22 protein-coding genes and 1 tRNA gene are annotated in these 25,463 nt (G+C 61.5%); 15 read left to right on the top strand and 8 right to left on the bottom strand.

The window, feature by feature from the left end:
* Window positions 1-4: 4 nt before the first annotated feature.
* Window positions 5-1,345, top strand: coding sequence for a sigma-54-dependent transcriptional regulator (locus tag AKL28_RS05110; RefSeq protein ID WP_050466986.1), 1,341 nt, complete (start codon window positions 5-7; stop codon window positions 1,343-1,345).
* Between the two features lie 13 nt (window positions 1,346-1,358).
* On the opposite strand, the gene AKL28_RS05105 is transcribed toward AKL28_RS05110, so the two are convergent.
* Window positions 1,359-1,796: an Lrp/AsnC family transcriptional regulator gene (locus AKL28_RS05105; protein WP_050466985.1), complete on the bottom strand. Its 438-nt coding sequence runs from the start codon at window positions 1,794-1,796 to the stop codon at window positions 1,359-1,361.
* 124 nt (window positions 1,797-1,920) lie between these two features.
* Here AKL28_RS05105 and AKL28_RS05100 point away from each other — a divergent pair, with 124 nt between their 5' ends.
* Window positions 1,921-2,829 carry a DMT family transporter gene (locus tag AKL28_RS05100; protein ID WP_050467085.1) on the top strand — a complete coding sequence of 303 codons (909 nt, stop codon included), beginning with the start codon at window positions 1,921-1,923 and terminating at the stop codon, window positions 2,827-2,829.
* A gap of 223 nt (window positions 2,830-3,052) precedes the next feature.
* Here the strand turns inward: AKL28_RS05100 and AKL28_RS05095 are convergent.
* A tRNA-Leu gene (locus AKL28_RS05095) sits at window positions 3,053-3,137 on the bottom strand.
* A gap of 123 nt (window positions 3,138-3,260) precedes the next feature.
* Between AKL28_RS05095 and AKL28_RS05090 the strand changes: the two genes are divergently transcribed.
* A complete protein-coding gene (locus AKL28_RS05090; protein WP_050466984.1) occupies window positions 3,261-5,222 on the top strand; it encodes an APC family permease in 1,962 nt (653 codons plus the stop codon).
* Window positions 5,223-5,255: 33 nt separating this feature from the next.
* Here the strand turns inward: AKL28_RS05090 and AKL28_RS05085 are convergent, their stop codons facing one another.
* Window positions 5,256-5,699 carry a surface-adhesin E family protein gene (locus AKL28_RS05085; protein ID WP_050466983.1) on the bottom strand — a complete coding sequence of 148 codons (444 nt, stop codon included), beginning with the start codon at window positions 5,697-5,699 and terminating at the stop codon, window positions 5,256-5,258.
* 193 nt (window positions 5,700-5,892) lie between these two features.
* Window positions 5,893-6,609, bottom strand: coding sequence for a GntR family transcriptional regulator (locus AKL28_RS05080; protein ID WP_082221367.1), 717 nt, complete (start codon window positions 6,607-6,609; stop codon window positions 5,893-5,895).
* 122 nt (window positions 6,610-6,731) lie between these two features.
* Here AKL28_RS05080 and AKL28_RS24345 point away from each other — a divergent pair, with 122 nt between their 5' ends.
* The 7 genes from AKL28_RS24345 to AKL28_RS05050 all read left to right on the top strand — a co-directional run bounded on the left by AKL28_RS24345 (window position 6,732) and on the right by AKL28_RS05050 (window position 14,110).
* A complete protein-coding gene (locus AKL28_RS24345; protein ID WP_156226239.1) occupies window positions 6,732-6,869 on the top strand; it encodes a hypothetical protein in 138 nt (45 codons plus the stop codon).
* Window positions 6,870-7,185: 316 nt separating this feature from the next.
* Window positions 7,186-8,067, top strand: a complete 882-nt coding sequence (locus AKL28_RS05075) for a branched-chain amino acid ABC transporter permease (RefSeq protein WP_050466982.1) — start codon at window positions 7,186-7,188, stop codon at window positions 8,065-8,067.
* A complete protein-coding gene (locus AKL28_RS05070) occupies window positions 8,064-9,836 on the top strand; it encodes a branched-chain amino acid ABC transporter ATP-binding protein/permease (protein WP_050466981.1) in 1,773 nt (590 codons plus the stop codon). Before AKL28_RS05075 ends, AKL28_RS05070 begins: the two co-directional genes overlap by 4 nt.
* Entirely contained in the window at window positions 9,823-10,551 is a 729-nt protein-coding gene (locus tag AKL28_RS05065; protein WP_050466980.1) for an ABC transporter ATP-binding protein, read from the top strand. Before AKL28_RS05070 ends, AKL28_RS05065 begins: the two co-directional genes overlap by 14 nt.
* A gap of 53 nt (window positions 10,552-10,604) precedes the next feature.
* The gene (locus tag AKL28_RS05060; RefSeq protein ID WP_082221366.1) at window positions 10,605-11,540 is read left to right on the top strand and encodes a 3-hydroxyacyl-CoA dehydrogenase; all 936 of its coding nucleotides are present in this window, start codon (window positions 10,605-10,607) and stop codon (window positions 11,538-11,540) included.
* 91 nt (window positions 11,541-11,631) lie between these two features.
* A complete protein-coding gene (locus tag AKL28_RS05055) occupies window positions 11,632-12,768 on the top strand; it encodes an ABC transporter substrate-binding protein (RefSeq protein WP_156226238.1) in 1,137 nt (378 codons plus the stop codon).
* A gap of 142 nt (window positions 12,769-12,910) precedes the next feature.
* Window positions 12,911-14,110: an alpha-hydroxy acid oxidase gene (locus AKL28_RS05050; protein ID WP_050467082.1), complete on the top strand. Its 1,200-nt coding sequence runs from the start codon at window positions 12,911-12,913 to the stop codon at window positions 14,108-14,110.
* A gap of 96 nt (window positions 14,111-14,206) precedes the next feature.
* On the opposite strand, the gene AKL28_RS05045 is transcribed toward AKL28_RS05050, so the two are convergent.
* The 3 genes from AKL28_RS05045 to AKL28_RS05035 form a co-directional block, all read right to left on the bottom strand.
* Window positions 14,207-15,226, bottom strand: coding sequence for a DctP family TRAP transporter solute-binding subunit (locus tag AKL28_RS05045; protein WP_050466977.1), 1,020 nt, complete (start codon window positions 15,224-15,226; stop codon window positions 14,207-14,209).
* Window positions 15,227-15,417: 191 nt separating this feature from the next.
* Window positions 15,418-16,497, bottom strand: a complete 1,080-nt coding sequence (locus AKL28_RS05040) for a tartrate dehydrogenase (protein ID WP_050466976.1) — start codon at window positions 16,495-16,497, stop codon at window positions 15,418-15,420.
* Window positions 16,498-16,684: 187 nt separating this feature from the next.
* A complete protein-coding gene (locus AKL28_RS05035) occupies window positions 16,685-17,623 on the bottom strand; it encodes a D-hexose-6-phosphate mutarotase (RefSeq protein ID WP_050467081.1) in 939 nt (312 codons plus the stop codon).
* A 230-nt stretch (window positions 17,624-17,853) separates the two neighbouring features.
* Here AKL28_RS05035 and AKL28_RS05030 point away from each other — a divergent pair, with 230 nt between their 5' ends.
* Both AKL28_RS05030 and AKL28_RS05025 read left to right on the top strand, forming a co-directional pair.
* Window positions 17,854-19,062 carry a glycoside hydrolase family 5 protein gene (locus AKL28_RS05030; RefSeq protein WP_197091043.1) on the top strand — a complete coding sequence of 403 codons (1,209 nt, stop codon included), beginning with the start codon at window positions 17,854-17,856 and terminating at the stop codon, window positions 19,060-19,062.
* Window positions 19,063-19,117: 55 nt separating this feature from the next.
* Complete coding sequence (locus AKL28_RS05025; protein WP_050466975.1) at window positions 19,118-20,032, top strand: LysR family transcriptional regulator; 915 nt, start codon at window positions 19,118-19,120, stop codon at window positions 20,030-20,032.
* Window positions 20,033-20,042: 10 nt separating this feature from the next.
* Here the strand turns inward: AKL28_RS05025 and AKL28_RS05020 are convergent, their stop codons facing one another.
* Window positions 20,043-21,110 (bottom strand): substrate-binding domain-containing protein, encoded by a 1,068-nt coding sequence (locus AKL28_RS05020; protein ID WP_050466974.1) that lies wholly within the window; start codon window positions 21,108-21,110, stop codon window positions 20,043-20,045.
* 204 nt (window positions 21,111-21,314) lie between these two features.
* On the opposite strand from AKL28_RS05020, the gene AKL28_RS05015 reads away from it, so the two are divergent.
* The 3 genes from AKL28_RS05015 (at window position 21,315) to AKL28_RS05005 (ending at window position 25,461) form a co-directional block, all read left to right on the top strand.
* Window positions 21,315-22,958, top strand: coding sequence for an OFA family MFS transporter (locus AKL28_RS05015; protein WP_050466973.1), 1,644 nt, complete (start codon window positions 21,315-21,317; stop codon window positions 22,956-22,958).
* A gap of 458 nt (window positions 22,959-23,416) precedes the next feature.
* A complete protein-coding gene (locus AKL28_RS05010; protein WP_050466972.1) occupies window positions 23,417-23,893 on the top strand; it encodes a formate dehydrogenase subunit gamma in 477 nt (158 codons plus the stop codon).
* Entirely contained in the window at window positions 23,893-25,461 is a 1,569-nt protein-coding gene (locus AKL28_RS05005) for a formate dehydrogenase beta subunit (RefSeq protein WP_050466971.1), read from the top strand. The genes AKL28_RS05010 and AKL28_RS05005 overlap by 1 nt, the downstream gene beginning before the upstream one ends.
* The last annotated feature ends 2 nt before the right edge of the window (window positions 25,462-25,463 follow it).

The following is a 25,463-nucleotide window of genomic DNA, read 5'->3' as shown; positions in this document are numbered from 1 at the left end:
CATCATGAATGCAAACACCGACGACACCAACAACAGCGCAGCCATTCTGGTCGAGGATGAACAGGCGGTGCGCCGGGCCACCGCACAGACGCTGGAGCTGGGCGGTTTTTCCGTCAGTGCCTGGGCCAGTGCGGAAGAAGCCCTGCCGCTGATCACACGCGACTTCAGCGGCATCCTGGTGACCGATGTGCGCTTGCCGGGGATATCCGGGCTGGAGTTGCTGGAGCATGCCGTGGGCATCGATCCGGACATTCCGGTGATCGTGGTCACCGGTCACGGAGACATCGGCACGGCGGTGGACGCGATGCGTGCCGGCGCCTACGACTTCATCGAAAAACCGTTCGCCTCCGACCGCCTGCTGGAAGTGGCGGCGCGCGCGCAGGAAAAGCGCCGCCTGGTGCTGGAAAACCGCAAGCTGCGCGAAGCCTGGGCCAGCCATCCCGAGCTGCCGCCGCTGGTGGGGCAATCATCTGCCATCGAACGCGTGCGCACGCTGATCCGCAGCCTCGGGCCGGCCGATGTCGATGTCCTGATCAACGGCCAGACCGGCACCGGCAAGGAGGTCGTGGCACGCCAACTGCACGCGGCCAGCGGCCGCAAGGGGGCATTTGTCGCGCTCAACTGCGGCGCGCTGCCGGAGACCGTCTTCGAAAGCGAGATCTTCGGCCACGAGGCAGGTGCCTTCACCGGCGCGCAGAAACGCCGCATCGGCAAGCTGGAATACGCCAACGGCGGCACCCTGTTCCTGGACGAGATCGAAAGCATGCCGCTGGCCATGCAAGTCAAGCTCCTGCGCGTGCTGCAGGAGCGCCGGCTGGAACGCTTGGGCGGCAACGAGTCGGTGGCGATCGACTGCCGCGTGGTGGCGGCCAGCAAGGCCGACCTGCTGCAGATGAGTGCGCGCGGCGAGTTCCGTGAAGACCTGTATTACCGCATTGGCGTGGTCGCCATTGACCTGCCCACGCTGAACCAGCGCGGCAGCGATATCCCATTGCTGCTGGCGCATTTCTGCCAGGCCGCCGCGGTGCGCTACCGGCGCGATGTACCGGCCTGGAGCGCGGCGCAGATGCAGCAATGGCAGCAGCGCCAGTGGCCGGGCAATGTGCGCGAGCTGCGCAATTTCGCTGATCGCTGGGTGCTGGGGGTAAGCGAGGCGGGGCCAGTGCGGGAAATGGCATCGGAAGGCATTTCGCTGCCGCAGCAGGTCGAGAATTTCGAAGCGGGGATGATCGCCTTCGCCCTCAGGGAGACCGGCGGCAGCGTGGCGCTAGCTGCGCAACACCTGGGTATTCCCAAGAAGACGCTTTACGACAAGATCAAGAAATACAATTTGGCAGAAGGGTGAGGCGGCCTGGGCCTCATCCCCCCGGCAGCCGTCGTGTGACCGGTTGTGACTTGATGATGGCAGTGCTGGTTTCCGCCTTGTCTACGATGCGCTCCAGTATGAAATCCAGATGTTCGATCGAACGCAGGTGCAGGCGGGCGATGAAGCAATCGTCCCCTGTCACCTTGTCGCACTCCGATATCTCGGGAATCGCTTCGAGCAATTTCTGAACGGCATGCAGCTTTCCCGGCAAGGGTTTGATGCGGACGATTGCTTGCAAGGAGTAGCCCAAGGCGCGCGGATCGACATCGATGGTAAATGCACGGATCACGCCTCGCTCCTCCAGGCGCCGCAGCCGCTCGGCGGCGCTGGGTGCGGATAAGCCGATATGTTCTGCAAGGGCCTTGGTAGACATCCGTGCATCGGCTTGCAGCAAACTGATGATGCTGCGATCGATATCATCCATCGTCATAAAGTATTTCTCCTTTTTTTCTTAATGAAAGAAGGAATTTTCGAGAGCTTGCCTGGTTTTTCGTATGTGGGTAATGAATGCAGCGAATTAAAGTATAGCCTTGCTTAACGACGGGAATTGGCCGATGAAGGACAACTTGCGCGGTGTTTTGGAAATGACTGCGGCAATGGTGATTTCCGGAACCATTGGCTGGCTGGTGGTGCTGTCGGGCCGACCGGCTTCGGAGGTGGTGTTCTGGCGTTGCCTGTTCGGGGCTGCCACGCTGTTGCCTGTCTGCGCGGCGATGGGGCATCTCAAGCACGGCAAAATTTCCTTGCGGCAGCTTTTCCTGGCCATGCTGGGCGGTATCGCTATCGTCGCCAACTGGTTGCTGCTGTTTGCTGCCTATCCGCGTGCTTCAATCTCTATTGCGACAGCAGTCTACAACACGCAACCATTCATGCTTGTGGCACTGGGCGCGCTGTTCCTGCGCGAGCGGTTGACCTGGGTGAAGCTAGGCTGGCTGTTGCTATCGTTTGCCGGCGTGCTGCTCATCGTGCAGGGGCGGCCCGATATGGGCAGTGACGGTAGCCACTATTTGATAGGAGTGTTGCTGTCGCTGGGGGCTGCATTCTTCTATGCCATAGCGGCACTCATCACAAAAGCATTAAAGAGTGTCCCTCCGCATCTGATTGCCTTGGTCCAGGTGCTGGTGGGAATTGTCATGCTGGCGCCTTTCGCCCTGCATGGGGACGGAGACGCTGTCGGCCTGGACGGCTGGGGCTATCTGGTGACGATGGGCGTGGTGCATACGGGACTGATGTACATCCTGCTGTATGGTGCCATCCAGCGCTTGCCTACACACTTGACGGGCGCGTTGTCCTTCATCTATCCGGTGGTCGCATTTCTGGTGGATGCATTGGCATTTGGGCACCGATTGCACATAGTCCAATTCATCGGTGCCGCCGCCATCCTGTTGGCAGCGGCGGGCATGTTGTTCGGCTGGAGATGGCGGTCGCGCGCTACAAGGGAAATTGAGCGAACGCTTCGGTAAGGTTGTTCTTTTCGTGAAAATCCGGAAAAGCGCAACGTCGTATCGCTCTGTTTTCCACATGGTTGGGCCGCTGGAGGGAGCGGCGCTTTTTTAATCAATGGCGGTATTAATCTTGGTTGTCCATGCTACCGCAGCCTTGGACGAGCGCGGACAACAAAAAGCCCGCTGTGTCAGCAGACACGCGGGCTTTGAAAACATCTTTGGACTTCTTTAAATAATCAGTTGGTGCCGGGAGCCGGAATCGAACCGGCACGCCTTGCGGCGCGGGATTTTGAGTCCCGTGCGTCTACCTATTCCGCCATCCCGGCAACGCAAGCGCGAGATTATGACGGATTTTGAACTTGCGGGCAAGTCCCCAAAACCAGAAGCGGGTATCATGGCGGGTTGAAGAAACAGACGGCAGTGCGGCTTCGCATTGCCTGCCTCAAGTAATGAAGCCGTTGAAGATTCGTGAAATAGTGATCGGGAAAGCACTCGATCCCCTCAAGAGCGAAACCCGCCATTCTCTGGCGCTGGTGGCTTTCCTGGCGTGGGTCGGGCTGGGGGCGGACGGGTTGTCGTCTTCCGCCTATGGGCCCGAGGAGAGTTTCCGCGCATTGGGTGAGCACACCCATCTCGGTCTCTATCTGGCAATCGCTACCGCGCTGACCGTGTTCATCATCGCGTTGGCGTATAACCAGGTGATCGAACTGTTCCCGACCGGGGGCGGCGGCTATCGCGTCGCTACCAAGTTGGTGGGACCTTATCTCGGCCTGGTGTCGGGGGTGGCGCTGATCCTCGATTATGTATTGACCATCGCCATTTCAATCGCTTCCGGTGTCGATGCGCTGGCGTCCATGTTGCCGCTGGGTTTCCAGCCTTACAAACTGTGGGTGGAGGCCATCTGCATCGGTCTCCTGATCGTGCTCAATCTGCGCGGCCTGAAAGAGGCGATCCGGGTGCTGCTGCCGATTTTCCTCGGTTTCGTGGCGACGCACCTGCTGTTGATCCTGTACGGCATCTTCGCGCATGCCGGGCATTTCCCTTCGCTGATTCCCGACACGCTGGCCGATACCGGCAACCTGGCCCAGCATATCGGCTGGTCGGGCGTGGCGGCGATGCTGTTGCTGGCTTATTCGCAGGGCGGCGGTACTTATACCGGGCTGGAGGCCGTTTCCAACAACGTCAACATGCTGGCCGAGCCGCGCGTGCGCACCGGCAAGGTGACCATGATCTACATGGCCTTGTCGCTGGCCTTCACTGCCGGCGGCATCTTCCTGCTCTACCTGCTGTGGGACGCCAGGCATGTGGATGGCCAGACCCTTAATGCATCGACCTTCCGCATCATCATCGGCAGCCTCGGCATCGAAGCCAAATGGATCAACGACCTGATGCTGATGGTGGTGCTGGCGTTCGAGGCAGGACTGCTGTTCGTGGCGGCCAATACCGGTTTCCTGGGCGGGCCGGCGGTGCTGTCCAATATGGCGGCCGATTCCTGGGTGCCGCACAAATTCCGTTACCTCTCCACCCGCCTGGTGACGCAAAACGGCATCCTGGTGATGGGCGTGGCGGCGCTGGTGATCCTGTTCTGGACGCAGGGCAGCGTGACGCTCCTGATCGTGCTGTACTCGATCTCGGTGTTCCTGACCTTCGCCATTTCGCTGTTCGGCCTGTGCCGCTATTGGTGGCGCCGCCGCAGGCAGCTCGACCACTGGAAGCGGCGCTTCCTGCTGTCCCTGGCCGGTTTCGTGATCTGCGCTGCTATCCTGTGCGTGCTGGTGGTGGAAAAGTTGTTCGATGGCGGCTGGGCGACGGCGGTGATCATTGCCGCCATGTCGGCGCTGTGCATCTATATCCGTAACCATTACCGCGACACCAAGCTGGCCATCCGCACCGTCGACCAGATCTTCGCCAACCAGCCCTTCGGCTCGCACCAGGGGGAGATCCTGCCGGATCCATCCCAGCAGACCGCGGTGTTCATCGTCGGCACCTCGCGCGGCGGCGGCTTGCATGCCTTGCTGTGGGTACAGCGCATGTTCCCGAACCACTTCAAGAACTTCATCTTCGTCAACGCCCGCACGGTGGATTCGCATGCCTATGGCGGAGAAGGCATGGTCGAACAAATGCGTGCCGAGGCCAATGCCACGCTGCAGTTCTTCGTCGATTTCTGCCGTAGCCACGGCATGGCTTCGGCTTCGTATCTCGGCTTCGGCACCGATGCCGTGCAAGAGGTGACCCGGCTTTGCTATGCGATCAGCAAGGAATACCCCAATGCCATCTTTTTCACCAGCAAGCTCATCTTCGAGCAGGACAACTGGTTCATCCGCCTGCTGCATAACCAGGCGGCGCTGGCGGTGCAGCGGCGGCTGCATTTCGACGGATTGCAGATGGTGATCCTGCCCATGAAGGTTTGAGGCGGGAAAGCTGGACCGAGAAGAGGGGGAGTCTTATTTGCCGCAGACGGCGTCAATGGCGCGTTCGCCGGTGGAGCCCGGAATCGGGTCTTGCAGCTTGACGTCCGAATAGGCCAGTTGCGGCGCCAGCAGCAACGTCCCCTTGCCGTCCGGTTGCGCATACATCTTGCGGCTGCCGAAGCCAAGCTGGTGGTTGCTGCAGTCGAAGTAGGCGGTCGAGATTTCCGACGTGTAGTAGGTCTTGCTGCCTTGGCCCATCAGCAGTTGGGGGCGGCTCCAGTTCAACAGGATCTGCGCCTGGCGGATGCTGCGGGTGGAGACGATGCTGTTCTTGTCGACGAAGAAGCTGCCGATGTTGTTGTCGCCCAGCGGCGACCATTCAGCATGGGCGGGCAGTGCCGTACCGGCGAGTGCCACTGCGATAGCCAGGCTTGCCGATGTGCGCAAGGCAGAGGGTGAAAAAAACGGTACGTCCATAGGGCAGGGTGCGTCGCGATCAACTGAACATGGTTGCCAGCATTGCCACATCATCTTCCAGCAGCAGCGCCAGCGTCACACCCCAGAACAGCGTTTCCGCCAGGAGCCGGTTCCAATTGCACTGCAGCCTTGATGACATGTCCGGTCCGGTGATCGGGAGAATTTGAATTGCGCCCATCCTAACATGTAGTTTTCAGGGCGTGGCGTCGAAGAACGGTTTCCAGCGCCCCAGCGAGCGCAGCAGGTGTTCTTCCATCGCTTCCTTCGCGGCTTGGCCGTCGCCTGCAATGATCCCTTTCATGATTGCCGCGTGTTCCTGCACCGCGCCCTCGGTCACCACCGAGTGGTAGCGCAGGCGGAACAGGTGCATGTGGGCGTAAGAGCGCGCCAGCGCTTCGGCCACCAGCCGGTTGCCGCTGGCGGTGGCGATCAGGTTGTGGAATTTTGCATCGAGCAGGGCGAACTGGCTGTAGGCCCGCTTGTTGTCGTCGCTGTTCGGCGTGGCCATGGCCTGATCGAGCGCGGCCAGCTCTTCGCGGACTTCGTCGGTCACGGCCTCGGCGGTGCATTTGGCGGCATAGGGTTCGAGCAGCAGGCGCAAATCGTAGATCTGTTCGAAGTGTGCCCGCGACGGCATCGGGGCCGCACTGTAGCCGACGTTATGCGTCTTGATGACCAGACCTTCATTCTCCAGCCGGATCAGCGCAGCGCGGATCGGCGTTTGCGATACCCCCATCTCCCGCACCAGCGCATCCACCGCGATGCGATTGCCCGGTGCGATCTTGAGCGAAATCAACTGCGCCAGCAGCGTCTCGTACACCTCTTCATCCAGCGATGGCCGGCGCTGGATGGCGGAGTGGTTGGTCTTTTCGGCGGCCTTGAAAAAGGCGGTCTTTTTCGGTTCGGACATGGAGTGCGGCAATGGTGGGTGAATCGAATTGCATGGTTTGGCTTGACGCCATCATACCGTCAAGCTACAGTCCGGGAAAATATTATTTCCGATCCGATCGGATATTGTAACCGGAGACAATCATGTTATTGATCACACGCAACATCCTGTTCGCGCAGTCTCAGCCGTTTTCCCTGCCGCTTTCCAAGCCATTCGCCGCTTCCGCCTTCCCCCTGTTTGCCTGTTCGGCAGGGATGCCGGCCTTGCTCATTACGTATTGACGTGATGGGCCGTTGCGGCTCATCGCGATCTGGTGACGCGCCTTCATCGCTCGGCCCGCCACAGGGCATGACGGCTGCCATCCCGTTTGACCAGCACCAGTCCCGCTTCATGTAGCCCGGGCGCCATGCCATCTCGGCGGCATGGCTGCCAGATGTCGTATTTCGCACATATTTCCGCATTCGGTCTGCATTAGTCCGGTGCCGCCCATCGCAAGAGAACGCAGGGAAGGAGGAAGTACGCACGACCAGATACCGCATCGCAATGCGGCCAAGCCACGAAAAACACAACAACAAAAGGGATCATCAAGGAGACGTGATGGAGTTATTGGCAATCAATTTTCAAGTGCTGTTTGCCGGCCTGGCGCTAGGCGCGATCTATGCGCTGGTGGCACTCGGCTTCGTGCTGATCATCCGGGCCACCAACGTGGTGAACTTCGCGCAGGGCGACTTCGCCATGCTGGGAGGGTTCGCGCTGGTGGCGTTCATGGGTGCGGGCGTGCCGTTCTGGCTCGCCATCATTCTGGCGCTCCTGATGATGGCGGCGTTCGGCATGGTGTTCAACCTGGGGGTGTATTACCCGCTGCGCCACCGCAATTACCTGCCGGTGATCATCAGCACACTGGGCGCCTCGATCTTCCTGCAGAACACCGTGCTGTATTTCTTCGGCCCGCAACCCAAGCCGATGCGCCGCGTGTTCCAGTCGCCCGGCATCGAGATCGGCGGCGTGTTCATGGACTCCCAATATCTGGTGATCCTGGCCGTGACCGCCATCGCCGTGTGCTTCCAGTACTTTTTGTTCGAGCACACCATGCTGGGCAAGAAGCTGCAGGCAACCTCGCAGGATAAAGACATGGCGCGGCTGGTCGGCATCCCGGTGGCGGCGATGATCGCCTTCACCTTCATCTACAGCGCCGTGCTGGGAGGGCTGGCTGGCATCCTGGTGTCGCCGATCCTGTTCGTGTCCATCGGTATGGGATCGATCATCGCGCTCAAGGCCTTCTCCGCCACCATCATCGGCGGCTTCGGCGACGTCAAGGGCGCCATCGTGGGCGGCTTGCTGCTGGGCGTGGTCGAAAGCTTCGGTGCGCAATACATCTCGGTGCCTTACAAGGACGCGTTCGCTTTCCTGCTGCTGTTCATCTTCCTCCTGTGCAGGCCGCAGGGGATTTTCGGCGAAAAGATCTCGGAGAAAGCATGAACGACAAGATCGATCACTATAAAAAGGGCCGCGCCGCGCGCATGGCCTTCTTCACCGGCGTGGGCGCCCTGGTCGTCGCCGCGCCTTTCCTGTTCTCCTTCAGCCCCTACGTGCTCAACATGTTCATGCAGGCGGCGACGTATTCCATCGTCGTACTGGGCATGATCGTGGTGCTCGGCTACGCAGGCCAGATCAACCTGGCGCAGGCCACCTTCTTCGGGTTGGGCGCTTACGCCGTGGCGCTGGGGACGGTATCGCTCGGCCTGAACTTCTGGTTGACGCTGCTGTTGGGCGTCGGAGTGGCGGCGCTGGCGGGGCTGGTGCTGGGCATGACCACGTTGCGCCTGGGCGGCCATTACCTGGCAATGATCACCATCAGCTTCCAGCAGATTTTCGACCTGGTGGCAGTGAACTGGGCCGAGGTGACACATGGGCCCGACGGCATCGCCGGCATCGAACGGCCTGCGTTGTTTGGCTATCAGCTGACTGATGACCGGGCCTATCTCGCATTGTCCCTGTTCACACTGATCCTGGCTGCATTTCTGATCTGGTGGCTGCCGCACACCCGTCTCGGGCGCGCCATGCGCGCAGTGCGCGAGAATGAGCTGGCAGCCGAGGTGACCGGCGTGCACACGCTGCGCATCAAGGTCATCGCCTTCACCATGAGCGCCGGGCTGGCCGGTCTGGGCGGCGGCTTCTACGCCGCCGGCTTCGCTTACATCAGCCCTGACAACTTCAACTTCGCGCGTTCCATCGAGTTCCTCACGATGACCTTGCTGGGCGGCGCGCAGTCGGCTTTCGGCGGCATCCTGGGCAGCAGCTTGCTGATCCTGTTGCCGGAGTGGCTGCGCTTTTTGAAGGAGGTCTACCTCGCGGTCTATGGCCTGGCGGTGATCCTGATCATGGTGTTCCTGCCGGCAGGAATCTGGGGGCTGATCCGCCACCTGGCCGACCGCTACCGCAAGCCGGCAGTGATCGACGAGGCGAATATTCCCGACCTCGACCTGGTCGTACCGGCAACGGACAACGCACCGATCCTGAAGATCGCGTCGATCCGCAAGCACTTCGGCGGCGTCAAGGCGGTCGACGGCGTGAGCCTGGAAGTGCGGCGCGGCACCGTGCATGCGTTGATCGGGCCGAACGGGTCGGGCAAGACCACGACGCTCAATGTGCTCAACGGCATTTACAAGCCGACCGATGGGCAACTGCTGTTCGACAACGTCGATATCACCGCGATGACGCCGCACGAGCGTGCCGGCATGGGCATCGGCCGCACCTTCCAGAACATTCGCCTGTTTCCGAACATGAGCGTGCTGGAAAACGTGATGGTCGGCGCGCAGCGCGAGCACAACAACATTGCCCGTACCGACCAGGCACTGCGTGAGCGGGCGCTGTCGGCGTTGAAGTTCGTCGGCATCAGCGACAAGGCTGAACTGATCGCGCGCAACCTGCCGTACGGCCACCAGCGTTTAGTCGAGATCGCCCGCGCGCTGGCCGGCCATCCGCGTTTCCTGTTGCTTGACGAACCCGCTGCCGGCCTGAACCAGACCGAGAAGCGCGAGCTGGGAGAACTGCTCAAGCGCCTGCGCGGCCATGGCCTGACCGTGTTCCTGATCGAACACGACATCGGCCTGATCGAGCAGGTGTCCGATCGCATCACGGTGCTCAATTTCGGCAAGAACATCGCCGAAGGCACACCGGCCGAAGTCCTGCGCAATCCGGATGTGATTGCCGCTTATCTTGGGGAGGCGATCCATGCCACTGCTTGAACTACGCAACGTCCACAGCGCTTACGGCAACGTCAAGGCGCTGCGCGGCATCACCTTGAGCGTCAACGAAGGCGAGATCGTCACGCTGCTGGGCGCCAACGGCGCCGGCAAGAGCACCACACTGCGCAGTATCTCTCGGCTGGCGTCGGTGACCGATGGCGAGATCCTGTTCGACGGCAAGCCATTGGCCCAGGTGAAGGCGGAAAACATCGTAAAGATGGGCATTGCCCATGTGCCGGAAGGGCGGCGCATTTTTCCCGGCCTGACGGTCCGCGAAAACATCATGATCGGCACTTCCGCGCGCGGGCATTTGCCGCGGGCACGGATGGACGCCGAGGTTGAAGAGATGTTCAGCATCTTCCCCGACCTGCGGCGGTTGTCCGGCGCGTATGGCTGGAGCCTGTCGGGCGGCCAGCAGCAGATGCTGGCGGTGGCGCGCGGACTCATGTCGAATCCGCGCCTGCTCCTGCTCGATGAGCCTTCGCTGGGGCTGGCGCCGATCATCGTGCAGCAGCTCTTCGCCACTATCCGCACCATCCGCGAACGCGGCGCCACCATCCTGCTGGTCGAACAGAACGCGCACATGGCCTTGTCGGTTGCCGACCGCGGCTATGTGCTGTCGACCGGCCAATTGATTGTCGAAGGCACGCCGAGCCAGCTGCAGGACAACGAGGAAGTCCGCGCTGCTTACCTGGGAGGCGCCCACCATGTGTGATGCCGCCGCCACTCGTCCTTCCCACTTCATTCATCCGTAACCAGGAGATAGTCATGGAAAAAATCGCCATCATCGGCGCCGGCCTGATCGGCTGCGCGTGGGCCACTGTGTTTGCCCGCGCCGGTTACCCGGTGGCCTTGTACGACCTCGACGCCAAGGCGCTGGAGAACGCGCCCGGCCAGATCGACGCCACGCTCAAGCCGCTGCTCGCGGTTGGACTGATCAGCGAAGATCCTGCCGTGATCCTCAAGCGCGTGAGTTTCGTGTCCGACCTGGCGCAGGCGCTGCAAGGCGCGGTTCTGGTGCAGGAAAACGTGCGTGAAACGGTCGATGCCAAGAAAGAGATTTTCGCCAGGCTCGATGCGTTGGCGCCCAAGGACGCCATCCTCGCCAGCTCCACCTCCGGCATCCCGGCATCGAGCTTTACCGAAAGCCTGGCTGGCCGCGCGCGCTGCCTGGTCGGGCACCCGATCAACCCGCCGTCGCTGGTGCCGCTGGTGGAGCTGATCCCGGCGCCGTGGACCGACAGTGCCGTCATGGAGCGCGCCCGCGCCATCTACGCCGGCGCCGGCCAGGTGCCGATCATGGTCAAGCGCGAAATCCAGGGGTTCATCGTCAACCGTCTGCAGGGCGCTTTGCTGGCCGAAGCCTTCCGGCTGGTCGAAGACGGCTATGTCGACAGCATCGATTGCGACAAGGCCATCAAGGATGGCCTGGGCCTGCGTTGGGCTTTCATGGGGCCGTTTGAAACCATCGATCTCAACGCGCCGGGCGGCATCCGCGACTATTGCCAGCGCTATGGCCCGCTGTATCTGGACATCGCCAAACAGGCGCAGCCGCGCGCGTGGGAAACGCCCTTGCTCGACCAGTTGGAGCGCGAGCGCCTGCAGGCATTGGGCGGCACCGACCGTCCGGCACGGCAGCGCTGGCGCGACGGGCGCCTGATGCAACTGGTGGCGCACAAGCGCCAGCAGGAATCCGGAGGGTGAGAACGGAGTAGGGAAGGGTTGAAGAGGTAGTGAAAAATCACCGGTTGTCGCCAAAGGCCGGCTTTGCATGTCACAACAAGAGGAGACCATCATGAAACGAAAGATCGCATCATTGTGTACAGTCGTCGCGCTCACCGCCGTATCGCAATTCACCCAGGCCGCCGACACCATCAAGATCGGCATGATCGCCGAGAGCACCGGCGCTAACGCTGAAGCCGGCGTCTACCAGATCAACGGCGCCAGGATGGCGGTGGAAGAAATCAACAAGGCCGGCGGCGTGTTAGGCAAGCAGCTGGAACTGAAGGTGGAAGACAACCAGAGTACCAACCCCGGTTCGGTGCTGGCGTTGTCCAAGCTTACCAGCGGCGGCGACATGGCCGCTTTGATCGGTACCGTGCGCAGCACGCAGATCCAGGCAATGTCGCCCACGCTGGTGAAGACCGGCCTGCCGATGATGATTGGCGGCACCGACTACGGCCTGACCCATGCCAATAATCCGTGGATTTTCCGTGCGCGTCCCAATGATGGCTACTCGGCGAAGGTGATTGCCGAGTACGGCGTCAATACGCTCAAACTGAAGAAATGGGCCATCGTGCACTCCACCGACTCCTTCGGCAACGGCGGCAAGACCCACCTGACCAACGCGCTCAAGGCACTGGGCGTCACGCCGGTGACAGTGCAAGGCTTCACCAGCAACTCGCAGGACATGACGCCGGTGGTACTGGCGATCAAGCAGTCAGGCGCCGACATCGTGTCCAGCTACATCGCCAACTCGACCGATGTCGCGATCTTCGCCAAGCAGCTGCGCCAGCTCGGCGTGAAGGCAGCCTGGGTCGGCTCGCCGTCGGTTTCTACCGACACCGCAATGAAGCTGGCGGTCGAAGCGCTGTATGACACCTACTCGATCGCCGATTACGCCAGCTCTTCCAGTCCGGAAGCCGGCGCCTACGACAAGAAGTACAAGGAGAAATACAAGATCGATGCAGACCTGTATTCCGCCTGGGCTTATGATGCCGTCAGCCTGCTCGCCATGGCGATGAACAATGCCAAGAGCACCAAGCCGGACGATATCAAGAAAGCGTTGCATGCGATCAAGGGGTACAAGGGCGTGGAAGGTACCTACCAGTTCGACAAGAACGGCGACGGCCTGCATGGTTACAACATCGTCAAGAACGAGAACGGCAAGATTGTGTTCATCAAGCACATCGACTTCAATCCGGGCGAGTAATCTTTTTTTGTGTATTGATGCATGACGCCCCGTTCGGGAGGGGCAATTGGGGGCCTCTGTCGTTCATGTCACGACAAGCCCTTTGATGTATCGAGCCGATTCATGGTGATTTCCAAGCCAATTTTTCACGAGAGGGATGATCTTGCAGCGCCGTTTATATCAAGGTCGTGACGTCAGTCGCGCGCAAAGCATTGACGAACTACGGGAAATGGCGCGCCGGCGTGTGCCAAACTTTTGCTTTGAGTACGTGGAAGGGGGCGCGGAGGATGAGGCGACCTTGCGCCGTAACCGGGATGTGTTTGGCGAGTTCGCCTTTGTCCCGCGCACCCTGGTGGACGTTACGTCGCGCAACCAGTCCGTCAGCCTGTTCGGCCAGGCAAGTGCGGCGCCTTTCATGATCGGGCCGACCGGTTTTTCGGGGCTGCTGGCGCGCGAAGGCGACGTGGCCATGGCCAGCGCGGCAGCGGCGGCCGGGATCCCGTTTGTGTTGACCAACGTATCGACGACGTCAATGGAAGATGTGGCGCGCCGTGCCGGTGGGCGTATCTGGCAACAGGTCTACATGTACCGCACCCGCGATTTCATCGAAAAGCTCGCCCGCCGCGCCCATCATGCGGGCATCGAGGCGCTGGTGGTAACTACCGATAGCGCCATCTACGGCAAGCGCGAATGGGACATGCGCAACTATGTGGGGCACCAGCAGCTCAATTGGCGCAACAAGATCGATGTGCTGCGCCATCCTCGTTGGATCGCCGATGTCCTGTTGCCAAACGGCTTTCCCAAATTTGCCAACCTTGGCGACCTGCTGCCGCCTGACAAGACCAGCGTACGCGGTGCAGCAGCATCCATTCTGGGCCAGAACCTGGATCCCTCGCTGTCGTGGCGAGACATTGCCTGGCTGCGGGACCTTTGGCGCGGCAAGTTGCTCATCAAGGGCGTCATGAGCCCCGAGGATGCGGCGCTGGCAGTGGCTCACGGAGTGGATGGGATCGTGTTGTCCAACCACGGTGGGCGCCAGCTTGATGGTGCGCTGTCGACCATGGACGTGCTGCCGGACGTGATAGCTGAAGTAAAGGGGCGTGCTGCCGTGATGCTCGACGGTGGATTCCGGCGCGGCACGGACATCCTCAAGGCGGTGGCGCTGGGAGCCGATGCCGTGCTGCTCGGACGCGCCACCACTTATGGGCTGGCGGCCGGCGGGCAGGCAGGCGCGGCGCGCGCCATCGAGATATTGCGCAGCGAAGTCGATCGCGCATTGGGTCTCTTGGGGTGTCCCGACATTGGAGGGCTGGACGGCAAGTTCCTGCGCAAACTTGGTTCGGCAGGCAATGTGGCATCGTAAGGGGGGAATGCCATTCGGTTGAGATGAAAACTATTGCCGTCGTCCTGACGAAAGCCGGGACGACGGGGGACGGAGTTGAGGCTTAAGCAAACGGCCTTACTTCAACACGGCAGGATCGCGGCCGATGGTCTTGAAGATCTCTTCCATCAGCGGTTTTCCCACGCGCTTTTCCATGTCGTGGTAGACCGGGGCCTGTACTTTGCGCCATTCATCCTTGTCTTGTGCCGTCATCGTCAGGATCTGCGTTTTGCCGGTCTTGCGGATTTCCTCCAAGGCATCGTCGTTTTCCTTTTTCGAATTGCTGTTGAAGTAGCTGGCCGTATCCTTGACGGCCTGGTCCATGAGCGGCTTGATCTCCGCCGGCAGTCCATCCCAGAAGCGCTTGTTGGCCACCAGCACATAGCCGTGGTAGCCATGCTCGGACAGGGTCAGGTATTTCTGTACTTCGAACAGCTTGGAAGTGCTGACAATCGAAGGCGGGTTTTCCTGCCCGTCCACCACGCCGGTCTGCAAGCCCTGGTAGAGCTCGGAGAACGCCATCACCTGCGGCAGTGCGCCGACCGCGCGGGTGCGCGCATCGATCACCTTGGAAGACTGGATGCGGATCTTCATGCCCTTGATGTCATTGGGTTTGACGATGGGTTTATTGGAGGTCCAGTCGAGGAAGCCGCTGTCGAGCATGGTCAGGCCGACGATGCCCTTGGTATCGAGTTTCTTGAGAAGTTGCTGGCCGATCGGTCCTTGCGTGATCCTTTGCGCCTGCTCCATGTTGTCGAACAGGTAGGGCAAGTCGAACACTTCGAACTCGCGCACGCCGATCGGCCCGAATTTTCCGAAAGTCGGCGCCAGCATTTGCACTGAACCCATCTGCAGCGCTTCAAGCTCCTCCTTGTCCTTGTACAACTGGCTGTTCGGGTAGACCTCCACTTTGACCCGGCCCTGGGTGCGTTCCTCGACGATCTTCTTGAAATATTCGGCGGCCTTGCCCTTGGAGGTGTTGGCCGCGACCACATGGCTGAACTTGATCACGATGGGCTGCTGCTGGGCATATCCGGGCGTGCTGGCCGCCAATTGTGCAAACAGGGCAAGCAGGCCCAGGGTCTTCCAGGTTTTCATTGTGTCTCCTCGTCATTTTTGATTGTATGGGCGGCATGATGCCGCCGCGGTGACTGCGTGCTGCGGTGTGAACGTTGTGCTGATGACTGGATGCTGCTGGACGTTGCCGGTGCTGCGGAAGGAACCGGCAGGATGATCGCCTGCCGGTTGGTCGGCGGCCGGGAAGCCGCCGGGATACTGCATGATCGGACTTAGATCGCTGCCGCGATGGCTTTGCCGACCGAAGTGGTGTCGCCCTTGCCGCCCAGGTCGGGGGTCTTCGGGCCTTCCTTGAGCACATGCTCGACAGCGGCCATGATGGCGTCATGCGCCTGCCGGTACTTGGCGTCGCCGTTGCCGAGGAAGTCCAGCATCATCGCACCCGACCAGATGGTGGCAATGGGGTTGGCGATGTTCTTGCCGAAAATGTCGGGCGCCGAACCGTGCACCGGCTCGAACAGCGAAGGCAGTTCGCGCGAGGGGTTGATGTTGGCCGAGGGGGCGATGCCGATGGTGCCGGCGCAGGCCGGGCCGAGGTCGGAGAGGATGTCGCCGAACAGGTTGGAGGCCACCACCACGTCGAAGCGGTCCGGGTTCAGCACGAAGTGGGCGGTCAGGATATCGATGTGGTACTTGTCGCGCCTCACGTCGGGGTACTGCTTGCCCATGGCTTCCACCCGCTCGTCCCAGTAGGGCATGGTGATGGCGATGCCGTTGGACTTGGTGGCCGAGGTCAGGTGCTTTTTCGGGCGGCTTTGCGCCAGGTCGAAGGCGAACTTGAGGATGCGGTCGGTGCCCTTGCGGGTGAATACCGATTCCTGGATCACGGTCTCGCGCTCGGTGCCTTCATACATGCGGCCGCCGATGGAGGAATATTCGCCTTCAGTGTTTTCGCGCACCACGTAGAAGTCGATGTCGCCGGGCTTGCGGTTGGCCAGCGGGCAGGGTACGCCGGGCATCAGGCGCACCGGGCGCAAGTTGACGTACAGGTCGAACTCGCGGCGGAACTTCAGCAGCGAACCCCACAGCGAGACGTGGTCGGGTACCGTGGCCGGCCAGCCGACCGCGCCGAAGAAGATGGCTTCGAAGCCCTTCAGCTGGTCGAACCAGTCGTCCGGCATCATCTTGCCGTGCTTTTCATAGTAGCCACAGTGGGCCCAGTCGAAATGGGTGTATTCGATCTCGATGCCGAACTTCTTGCTGGCGGCCTCGACTGAGCGCAAGCCTTCCGGGATCACTTCCTGTCCGATGCCGTCGCCGGCGATGACTGCTACCTTGTGTTTTTTTGTCATGCTGTTCTCCTGGATGATGTGGCGCCCGCGGGCAAGCTCTGGGGGAAATCATAAACGCATTCGTGCGGCGATCATGCACGGATCGGTGATTCCATGAAACACGATATGTGAATAATAGGGGCGTGGAACCGGCACAGAAAAAAGCCCGGCGCGTGGCCGGGCTTTCGCAAGGGCATGAGAGTCAGGGCTAGTCGCCGAGCTGCTCCGCCCACATCGCTACCCCCATGCTGTGTGCTTCGCCGGGCGCCAGCTCTATCAGGTCTTCCATGACATTGGCGGTTTCGATGCACAGCATGCGCTGCCAGGCGTCGTCGGCGAATTGGGAGAGGCGGCGCGCCTTGCTGGCCCACGGGTTCCACACTATGGCCGAGGTCGAGCCGCTGGCTTCGATGCGGATGCGGCGCTTCCAGTTCTCGTCCCGGATCGCCAATTGGGGCGGCAGGTCGAGGTAGATGCGGTCGGTTTCGTTGCTGATCACCAGTTCGCGTTTTTGCTGGCGCTCGGCCCAGCCTTCCAGCGTTTCGATGTAGCGCTGCCCTTCCAGGCCTTCCACCGCCACGTTATGGATGCTGCTCACGGCAAAGTAGCTGTGCAGCGCCTGGGTCAGGGCGATGTGCTGTTCGCTGTTGTTGCGGGTGGTCAGGTTCAGGTGCAGGCGGTCGTCCAGCAGGATTTCCAGGCTCAGCTCCAGGCCGGCAGGCAAGTGGCGCAGGCTGGGGGAGTCCGTGGTGGGGGGAATGGCCAGCACCAATCGCACGCTGTCGCCTTCGATGGCGCTTTCCTGCAGAAGCCAGTCGATGCCGCGCACGAGGCCGTGCGCCGGCAGCCGCCCGCCGGAATGCAGCGCCTGCACCTGCGGCGGGTTGCGCATCAGGTCGCCGAACCACGGCCAGCAGACGGGAATGCCGCCGCGCACCGAATTGCCGGCTTCAAATGCGGCCTCTTCACTCATCCAGATCACCGGCTCCTGGCCATGCACCTGGTAACGCAGTACTTGCGCACCCTGTTCGGCCACCAGCAACTCGGCCCGGGCGGTCTGTATGCGCAGGCATTGGAGCTGGTTGACTTCAATGCGCTGGATATGCGGGACTTCCTGGGGGGCAGTCCCGCCGTCTGTCGTGGTCATGCTGGAAACTCCGAAAAAATTGCGATAGTGCAAGCCTGCCACATTTCGTCCTGGTGAGGAATGGCCGGGGCGATTTCTCCTGGTGCGCGGGCTTGTTGTTTTTATATGATTTTCAATATTGTCCCATGCATCATTAAAGATTGATTTCTCGAACAGATACGTTTCCCTGCCGTGCGCCGATGTTATCCCGGTGCTGTCCAATGGCGATTATCCAAGCAAACTTGCCGACCATGAAGACAATGCACGACACGATGAACCAGTTGCTGGTCCTTCTTTTGCTCCTGGTAGCGACAGTGGCGCCTGCCATTGCCGCCGATCCCATGCAGTTCTGGGATAGCCCACGGCATGGCGCCAACAGCTTCAACCGGCTGCCGCCCGACCAGGCTTACTTCGATGCATTGCGCGCGCATGGCGCCGATTGGGTGCGCCTTTCCTACGACAAGTGGCATGCGCAGGATCGGGATTTCCTGCTGGGCGACGCCGATCGCTACGATGGTATAGCCGCAGGCGACCTGGCTATTCTCAAAGAGGTGCTGGGCCGGATAGAGAAGGCGGGCCTGAAAGCGGTGATCGCGCCGTTATCGCTGCCGTATGCGCGCTGGTCGCAAAACAATGGCGGCAAGTTCGACGACCGGATTTGGCAGGAGCGGCAGCATTGGCGCGATGCCGTGCGCTTCTGGCGTGACCTGGCGCAGGCATTGCGCGGGCAGCCGGGCATCGCCGCGTATAACCTGATCAACGAACCGGCGCCAGAGAAGATGGGCGGCTTGCCGGAACATGCGGCGCCCGAACGCATGCGGCAATGGTATGCCGGCCAGAAGGGCAGCGGCCGCGACCTGCCGGCTTTTTATGCCGAAGTGATCCGCGCCATCCGTGAAGTCGATCCGGATATACCCATCATGGTCGATGCGGGCTGGTACGCGGCGGCCGACGCTTTTGCCTATTGGCCCGGGCCGCTAGGCGATGCGCGCACGCTGTACAGCTTCCATATGTACGAACCCTATGAGACGACCAGCGGGACGAACCTGCGCCGCAAGCCGCCGTTGCGCTATCCCGGCGACAGCCGTTTCGGCGGCGCGGCACAATATTGGGATGCAAGGCGCGTCGCGGCTTATCTTGAGCAGCCGCTGGCCTGGGCGCGTACCCACGGCATTCCCATGTCGCGCATGGTGGCCGGCGAGTTCGGCTGTATCCGCACGCTCGACAGTTGCGAACGTTATCTCGATGACGTGTTGACTGTGCTGCAGCAGGCCGGCGTGCACTGGGCTTTTTATGCGTTCCGCGAAGACAATTGGGATGCTATGGACTATGAGTTGGGCAAAGGGAAGGTACCCTGGGCTTACTGGGATGCCCAGGAAAAAGGCTTGTCCGATCCGGTCAAGCGCAAAGCCACGCCCGAGTTCGACGTGATACGGCGTCGCCTGCAGGGCGGATCGTAGCAATGGAGATGCGTGGCTATAATCTACGCATCGTTGATCCAATCCGCTACGAACCGTGAACAATTCCCCCTTGCTTGAAGACCTGCGCTTGTTTTGCGTCGTGGCCCGCCGCAGCAGCTTTGCCGAATCGGCCAAAGAGGTCGGCGCTTCCCCGGCCTACATCAGCAAGCGCATCGCCCTGCTGGAGCAAGCATTGGGCGTACGCCTGTTCCATCGCACCACGCGCAGCGTGGTGATGACGGAGGAGGGCGGCAACGTCCATGACTGGGCGCGCAAGATCCTCGATGATGTCGAGCAGATGATGGAGACGGTGAGCAGCGCCAAGCGCGTGCCGCGCGGACTGCTGAAGATCAGCACCAGCTTTGGCCTGGGCCGCAAGTACGTCTCGCCGATCCTGTCGGAATTCGCGGCGCTGCATCCGGAGCTGAAGATCCAGCTGGAGCTGGTGGACCGCCAGATCGACCTGGTCAATGAAGGCTTCGACCTCGATATCCGCGTCGGGCCGGGGCATGAGCCGCACCTGTTTTCCAAGCGCATCATGCCCAGCCAGCGCGTACTGTGCGCCAGTCCGGATTACCTCAAGCGCAATGGCTTGCCGGCCGACCTGGCCGCATTGCGCCAGCACCAGTGCCTGGTGATCCGCGAGCGCAACCAGTCCTTCGGCATCTGGCGCATGATGGGCCCCAAGGGGCAGGAGACCGTCAAGGTATCGGGCGGGCTGGCGTCCAACCACGGCGAGATCATCCACCAGTGGGCGGTGGACGGCCACGGCATCATCTTGCGGTCGATCTGGGATGTGGCCGAGAGCTTGAAGCGCGGCCGGCTGGTGCGCATCTTGCCGCAGTACTATCAGGAAGCCGACCTGTGCGCGGTCTATCCGCTGCAGCTGAAGAACTCGGCCAAGGTGCGCGAATGCGTGCGCTTCTTGCAAAAAAAGCTGGATGTGAACGCACCGGCCATGACTGTATGAGCCGGCAAGCTCAGCCGAAGGCTTCTTTCAGCGTCAGGATCTTGCCGGTGTCGGTGGCGTCGTAACCGGCCAGGTTGTTGACCACGGTGCGGAAGGAGTCCGATTGCAGGATGTCGATCACCGCGCGGATCAGCGGATCGTGCAACGACGCTGCCGGCAGCGCGAAGAAATAGCGTTCGCGCACCAGCGGGATGAATTCCAGTCCGAAGCGCTGGGAAGCAGTCTGCACACCGAAGCCGACGTCGGCCATGCCGCTGGCGATGAAGGCCGCTACTGCCGAGTGCGTGAATTCGGTGTTCTCGAAACCGTTGATCTTCTTGTGGGCGATGCCGGCACCCGACAGCATCAGCTCCAGCAGCATGCGTGTGCCTGAACCTGCCTCGCGGTTGACGAAGCGCAGGTCGTTGCGCGTGAGGTCGGCCAGCGATTGCACATTCTTGGGATTGCCCGGCTCCACAAACAGGCCCTGGCTGCGGACTGCCAGATGGATCAGGCAGTCGCTGCGCTTGTTGAGCCATTTGGCGTAGGTGGCGATTGCCGGACGCTCGAACTCACCCAGCGGCACATGAAAGCCGGCCAGGTCGCACTCCTGGCGCGACAGCGCGGCCACGGCGTCAGTGCTGTGGCGGTAGCGCACTTCCACCGGCAGCCGCGCCTCATTGATCTTGCCCAGCAACGCGGCCACCGCGAAACCGTGGCTGGCGTTCAGGCGCACCGTTTCCGATTTGCCTTCCACCGTCTTGCCCAGTTCGATTTCCAGTTCCGACGCCAGGCTGTCCAGCGTGGGCGACAGGCGCGCCGTCACCAGGCGGTCGGCCCATAGCAATTTGTTGGCGAAGGGGGTGAGGGTGGTGCCGCGTCCGCGGCCGCTGTCGATCAGGTGATTGCCGAAGATGCGTTCGGCGTCGCGCAGCAGCCCCCACGCATGCCGGTACGAATAACGGATCTGCTGCGAGGCTTGCGCGATCGAGCCGCTTTGCTGGATCGCGGTCAGCAGCGTGAGCAGGTTGGCCGTATCGAGCGGGGCCTCGTTGTCGTAGGCGATTTCCCAGTGCGGTTTGATGTGGACTTTATACATTTATGAAAAATATAGCATATTGAACCCACCGTTTTTAGGTGATAATTTCCGTGCAGCCTACATAAATGATAAAAAATATATGTAGCGTTGTACATATATAAACAGGGAGGAGCATTATTGCAAAGATGGATTGGCTTGCCGATCCTACCGGCTTTGCAACGACCTCCCGCCCGATCCACATCATCATAATTATTCGGAGGAATAATGGCTTTCGATTTCCTGAACAAGGAACATACGGTCGCCAAGCCCGGCTTCAACCGTTGGTTGGTGCCGCCGGCTGCGCTTGCAATCCACCTTTGTATCGGCATGGCCTACGGCTTTTCCGTATTCTGGCTACCGCTGTCCAAGGCCCTGGGCGTGACCGCGCCGATCGCTTGCGGTGCCGATGTCGGCTTCTTCGCGCAAATCTTCTCATCCGGCTGTGATTGGAAAATCTCCATGCTCGGCTGGATGTACACCATGTTCTTCGTCCTGCTCGGCATTTCCGCCGCGATCTGGGGCGGCTGGCTGGAACACGCCGGCCCGCGCAAGGCCGGTGTCGTGGCAGCCCTGTGCTGGTGCGGCGGCCTGCTGATCTCGGCCGTCGGCGTCAAGACCCACCAGCTGTGGCTGATGTGGCTGGGCTCCGGCGTGATTGGCGGCGTCGGGCTGGGCTTGGGGTATATCTCGCCCGTCTCGACCCTGATCAAGTGGTTCCCCGACCGTCGCGGCATGGCCACCGGTATGGCCATCATGGGCTTCGGCGGCGGCGCACTGGTCGGTAGCCCGCTGGCCGACATGTTGATGAAGAAATTCGCCACCCCGACCTCGGTCGGCGTGTGGGAAACCTTCGTCGCCATGGCCGTGATCTACTTCGTGTTCATGATGGCAGGCGCCTTCGGCTACCGCGTTCCGCCTTCGGGCTGGAAGCCGGCCGGCTGGACGCCGCCGGCCGCCACCAACAACACCATGATCACCCAGAACCACGTGCACGTCTCCAAGGTCTGGGGTATCCCGCAGTTCTGGCTGGTGTGGCTGGTGCTGTGCCTGAACGTGTCGGCGGGTATCGGTGTGATCGGCATCGCTTCGCCGATGCTGCAGGAAGTCTTCGGCGGTCACCTGCTGGGTGTGAACGTCGGCTTCAACGACCTGTCGCCGGAACAGAAGACGGCCATCGCCGCGCTGGCTGCGGGCTTTACCGGCCTGATCAGCCTGTTCAACATCGGCGGCCGTTTCGCCTGGGCTTCGTGTTCCGACTTCTTCGGCCGCAAGATGACTTACGTCATCTTCTTCGTGCTGGGCTTCGTGCTGTACGTAAGCCTGCCGTGGTCGGCCAAGGCGGGCAGCATCGCCCTGTTCGTCGGAGCGGTCTGCATCATCCTGTCGATGTATGGCGGTGGCTTTGCTACCGTGCCGGCTTATCTGGCGGACTTGTTCGGTACCCAGATGGTGGGAGCGATCCATGGCCGCTTGCTGACCGCATGGGCGACTGCCGGCATCCTGGGCCCGGTGGTGGTGAACTACATGCGTGAATACCAGTTGTCGCTGGGCATGCCGCGCGAGTCGGTCTACAACACCACGATGTACATCCTGGCCGGCATGCTGGTGCTGGGCCTGATCTGTAACCTGCTGATCCGTCCGGTTGCCGCCAAGCACTTCATGACGCCTGAAGAACTGGCGCGCGAGAAGCAGCTGGCGCACGAAAAGTCGGCAGCCGAAGCAGTCACGACTGCTTCGTCGGGCGACATGTCCAAGATCGGTACCGGCGGCAATCCGGTGGTGATCGCGCTGGCCTGGCTGGCAGTGGGCATCCCGCTGATCTGGGGCGTGACGCTGACGCTGCAGAAATCGGCCGTGCTGTTCCGTTGATCGGGACTTGAAGCAGCAAGCAGTATCCGGCGCCTGCGACGGCGCCGGCAGCGGCGAAAGCCGCTGACACAACCCGCAAGGGGAGAAGATCCGCAGGCGGGTTGTGTCAGCGAGACTATCAAAAAAACAGAAGCGGCATTCGCTTGTCCAATACAGGCGAGCGCCATATTCCCAGTGTTCTGTACCAACCCGCAAAGGCAGGGAGAACATGCATAAACGGAGACCGGCTGTATCCATTCGCGCGGCCATCGACAGTGGCCCGGTGGCGCAGCATTTGCTGGCATTTCCAGCGGGCATGCCTTTTCTCCCCGTCCTTTCCGAGCTTCCCAGAATGATGCGTTTCAAGCAGGCCGCGCCGCCTTGAGGTGCGCGCCGTACCCGGTTTCATTTGTTCCCGAAGCGCCGATAACAAGATTCGCAACGAACGGCGGCGTTTCACAGCGAGGCAGGAGACTTCAATGAACAGGCAACAAGACTTCGATGTAGCGGCGGTGCGCAGCATCATCGCCGAACGAAAAAGGATGGCGGGCGCCATGCTGCCCATCCTGCACGGTATCCAGGAGAAGGTCGGCTATATTCCATCGGACGCAGTGCCGATGATCGCCGATGAGCTCAACGTTTCGCGCGCGGAAGTGCACGGCGTGGTTTCCTTCTACCATTTCTTCCGCCAGCAGCCGCCAGGCAAGCACGTGGTGCAGGTGTGCCGCGCCGAGGCGTGCCAGGCGCGCGGCGCCGACGCGCTGGCCGGGCATGCGCAGGATCTGCTCGGTTGCGGTTTCCATGAAACCACGGCCGATGGCCAGTTTACGCTGGAGCCGGTGTATTGCCTGGGGCAATGCGCCTGCGGCCCCAACATCATGATCGATGACGATTTGCATGCATGTGTGGGCGCCGATAAATTCCAGCTCCTGGTGCAGGCCAAGCGAGGGGCATGATGAATACCCAGACTCTGAACACCATCACCGTCTATGTGCCGCGCGATTCCACCGCGCTCGCCTTGGGCGCCAATGACGTGGCTGCCGCCATCGCCACCGAAGCCGGCAAGCGCGGCGTGAAGGTCAAGCTGGTGCGCAACGGCTCGCGTGGCATGTTCTGGCTGGAGCCGCTGGTGGAAGTGGCGACCGATGCCGGCCGCGTGGCTTACGGGCCTGTTGACATGAGCGACGTGCCGGGCCTGTTCGATGCGGGTTTCCTGGCCGGCGGAGCGCATGCGCTCCATCAGGGGGTAACCGAAGATATTGCTTACCTGAAGAACCAGGAGCGCCTGACTTTCGCGCGCGTGGGCGTCACCGATCCGCTGTCGCTGGACGACTATCTCGCTTATGAAGGCTATGTCGGCCTGAAGAATGCGCTGGCCATGACGCCTGAGTCGGTGGTGCAGCAGGTGCTCGATTCCGGCCTGCGCGGGCGCGGCGGTGCGGCGTTTCCGACCGGCATCAAATGGAAGACCGTAGCCGGTGCCAAGGCATCGCAGAAGTATGTGGTGTGCAATGCCGATGAGGGCGACTCCGGCACCTTCTCCGATCGTATGGTGATGGAGGACGATCCTTTCATGCTGATCGAAGGCATGACCATCGCCGCCATCGCGGTCGGCGCGACCGAGGGCTACATCTATGTGCGCTCGGAATATCCGCATGCCATCGCTACATTGACCCAGGCAATCGCCATCGCCACGGAGAAGGGCTACCTGGGCGACAACATCCTGGGCTCCGGAAAATCCTTCCGGCTGGAAGTGCGCAAGGGTGCCGGCGCCTACATCTGCGGTGAAGAGACCGCCATGCTGGAGAGCATCGAAGGCAAGCGCGGCGTGGTGCGCGCCAAGCCGCCGCTGCCGGCGCTGGAGGGTTTGTTCGGCAAGCCGACGGTGATCAACAACCTGATCTCGCTGGCCTCGGTGCCCATCATCCTGGCGCGCGGCGCCCAGTTCTACAAGGACTATGGCGTAGGCCGCTCGGCCGGCACGCTGCCGTTCCAGCTGGCCGGCAACATCAAACATGGCGGACTGGTGGAGAAGGCTTTCGGCCTGACGCTGCGCCAGCTGCTGGAAGACTTCGGCGGCGGCAGCGAAAGCGGCCGGCCGATCCGCGCCGTGCAGATGGGCGGCCCGCTGGGCGCCTACATGCCGCAGAGCCAGTTCGATACGCCGCTGGACTATGAAGCCTTCGCCGCCATCGGCGCCATGATCGGCCACGGCGGCCTGGTGGTCTTCGACGATACGGTCGACATGGCCAGGCAGGCGCGCTACGCGATGGAATTCTGCGCGGTGGAATCCTGCGGCAAGTGCACCCCGTGCCGGATCGGCTCCACGCGCGGCGTGGAAGTGATCGACAAGATCGTCGCCAACCAGGACCGGCCGCAGCAGATCCATCTGCTGCGCAGCCTGTGCGACACCATGGTCAACGGCTCGCTGTGCGCCATGGGCGGCATGACGCCGTTCCCGGTGCTGTCCGCGCTCAACCATTTCCCGGAAGACTTTGGCACGCCCAGCGAAAAGGCTGCCTGACC

It is taken from the genome of Herbaspirillum chlorophenolicum (assembly GCF_001189955.1).
Classification (GTDB): Bacteria; Pseudomonadota; Gammaproteobacteria; order Burkholderiales; family Burkholderiaceae_D; genus Herbaspirillum; species Herbaspirillum chlorophenolicum.
The sequence above is the reverse complement of the archived record's forward strand: the minus strand, read 5'-3'. Positions and strand labels throughout refer to the sequence as shown.

Coding starts and splice junctions, on each gene's coding strand:
- AKL28_RS05060 (WP_082221366.1), top strand. CDS start 10,605: ATGGAAAAAATCGCCATCATCGGCGCCGGCCTGATCGGCTGCGCGTGG.
- AKL28_RS05045 (WP_050466977.1), bottom strand. CDS start 15,226: ATGAAAACCTGGAAGACCCTGGGCCTGCTTGCCCTGTTTGCACAATTG.
- AKL28_RS05080 (WP_082221367.1), bottom strand. CDS start 6,609: ATGTCCGAACCGAAAAAGACCGCCTTTTTCAAGGCCGCCGAAAAGACC.
- AKL28_RS05055 (WP_156226238.1), top strand. CDS start 11,632: ATGAAACGAAAGATCGCATCATTGTGTACAGTCGTCGCGCTCACCGCC.
- AKL28_RS05015 (WP_050466973.1), top strand. CDS start 21,315: ATGGCTTTCGATTTCCTGAACAAGGAACATACGGTCGCCAAGCCCGGC.
- AKL28_RS05110 (WP_050466986.1), top strand. CDS start 5: ATGAATGCAAACACCGACGACACCAACAACAGCGCAGCCATTCTGGTC.
- AKL28_RS05030 (WP_197091043.1), top strand. CDS start 17,854: ATGAAGACAATGCACGACACGATGAACCAGTTGCTGGTCCTTCTTTTG.
- AKL28_RS05020 (WP_050466974.1), bottom strand. CDS start 21,110: ATGTATAAAGTCCACATCAAACCGCACTGGGAAATCGCCTACGACAAC.
- AKL28_RS05070 (WP_050466981.1), top strand. CDS start 8,064: ATGAACGACAAGATCGATCACTATAAAAAGGGCCGCGCCGCGCGCATG.
- AKL28_RS05105 (WP_050466985.1), bottom strand. CDS start 1,796: ATGACGATGGATGATATCGATCGCAGCATCATCAGTTTGCTGCAAGCC.
- AKL28_RS05005 (WP_050466971.1), top strand. CDS start 23,893: ATGAATACCCAGACTCTGAACACCATCACCGTCTATGTGCCGCGCGAT.
- AKL28_RS05075 (WP_050466982.1), top strand. CDS start 7,186: ATGGAGTTATTGGCAATCAATTTTCAAGTGCTGTTTGCCGGCCTGGCG.
- AKL28_RS05085 (WP_050466983.1), bottom strand. CDS start 5,699: ATGGACGTACCGTTTTTTTCACCCTCTGCCTTGCGCACATCGGCAAGC.
- AKL28_RS05090 (WP_050466984.1), top strand. CDS start 3,261: ATGAAGCCGTTGAAGATTCGTGAAATAGTGATCGGGAAAGCACTCGAT.
- AKL28_RS05100 (WP_050467085.1), top strand. CDS start 1,921: ATGAAGGACAACTTGCGCGGTGTTTTGGAAATGACTGCGGCAATGGTG.
- AKL28_RS05065 (WP_050466980.1), top strand. CDS start 9,823: ATGCCACTGCTTGAACTACGCAACGTCCACAGCGCTTACGGCAACGTC.
- AKL28_RS24345 (WP_156226239.1), top strand. CDS start 6,732: ATGTTATTGATCACACGCAACATCCTGTTCGCGCAGTCTCAGCCGTTT.
- AKL28_RS05010 (WP_050466972.1), top strand. CDS start 23,417: ATGAACAGGCAACAAGACTTCGATGTAGCGGCGGTGCGCAGCATCATC.
- AKL28_RS05040 (WP_050466976.1), bottom strand. CDS start 16,497: ATGACAAAAAAACACAAGGTAGCAGTCATCGCCGGCGACGGCATCGGA.
- AKL28_RS05035 (WP_050467081.1), bottom strand. CDS start 17,623: ATGACCACGACAGACGGCGGGACTGCCCCCCAGGAAGTCCCGCATATC.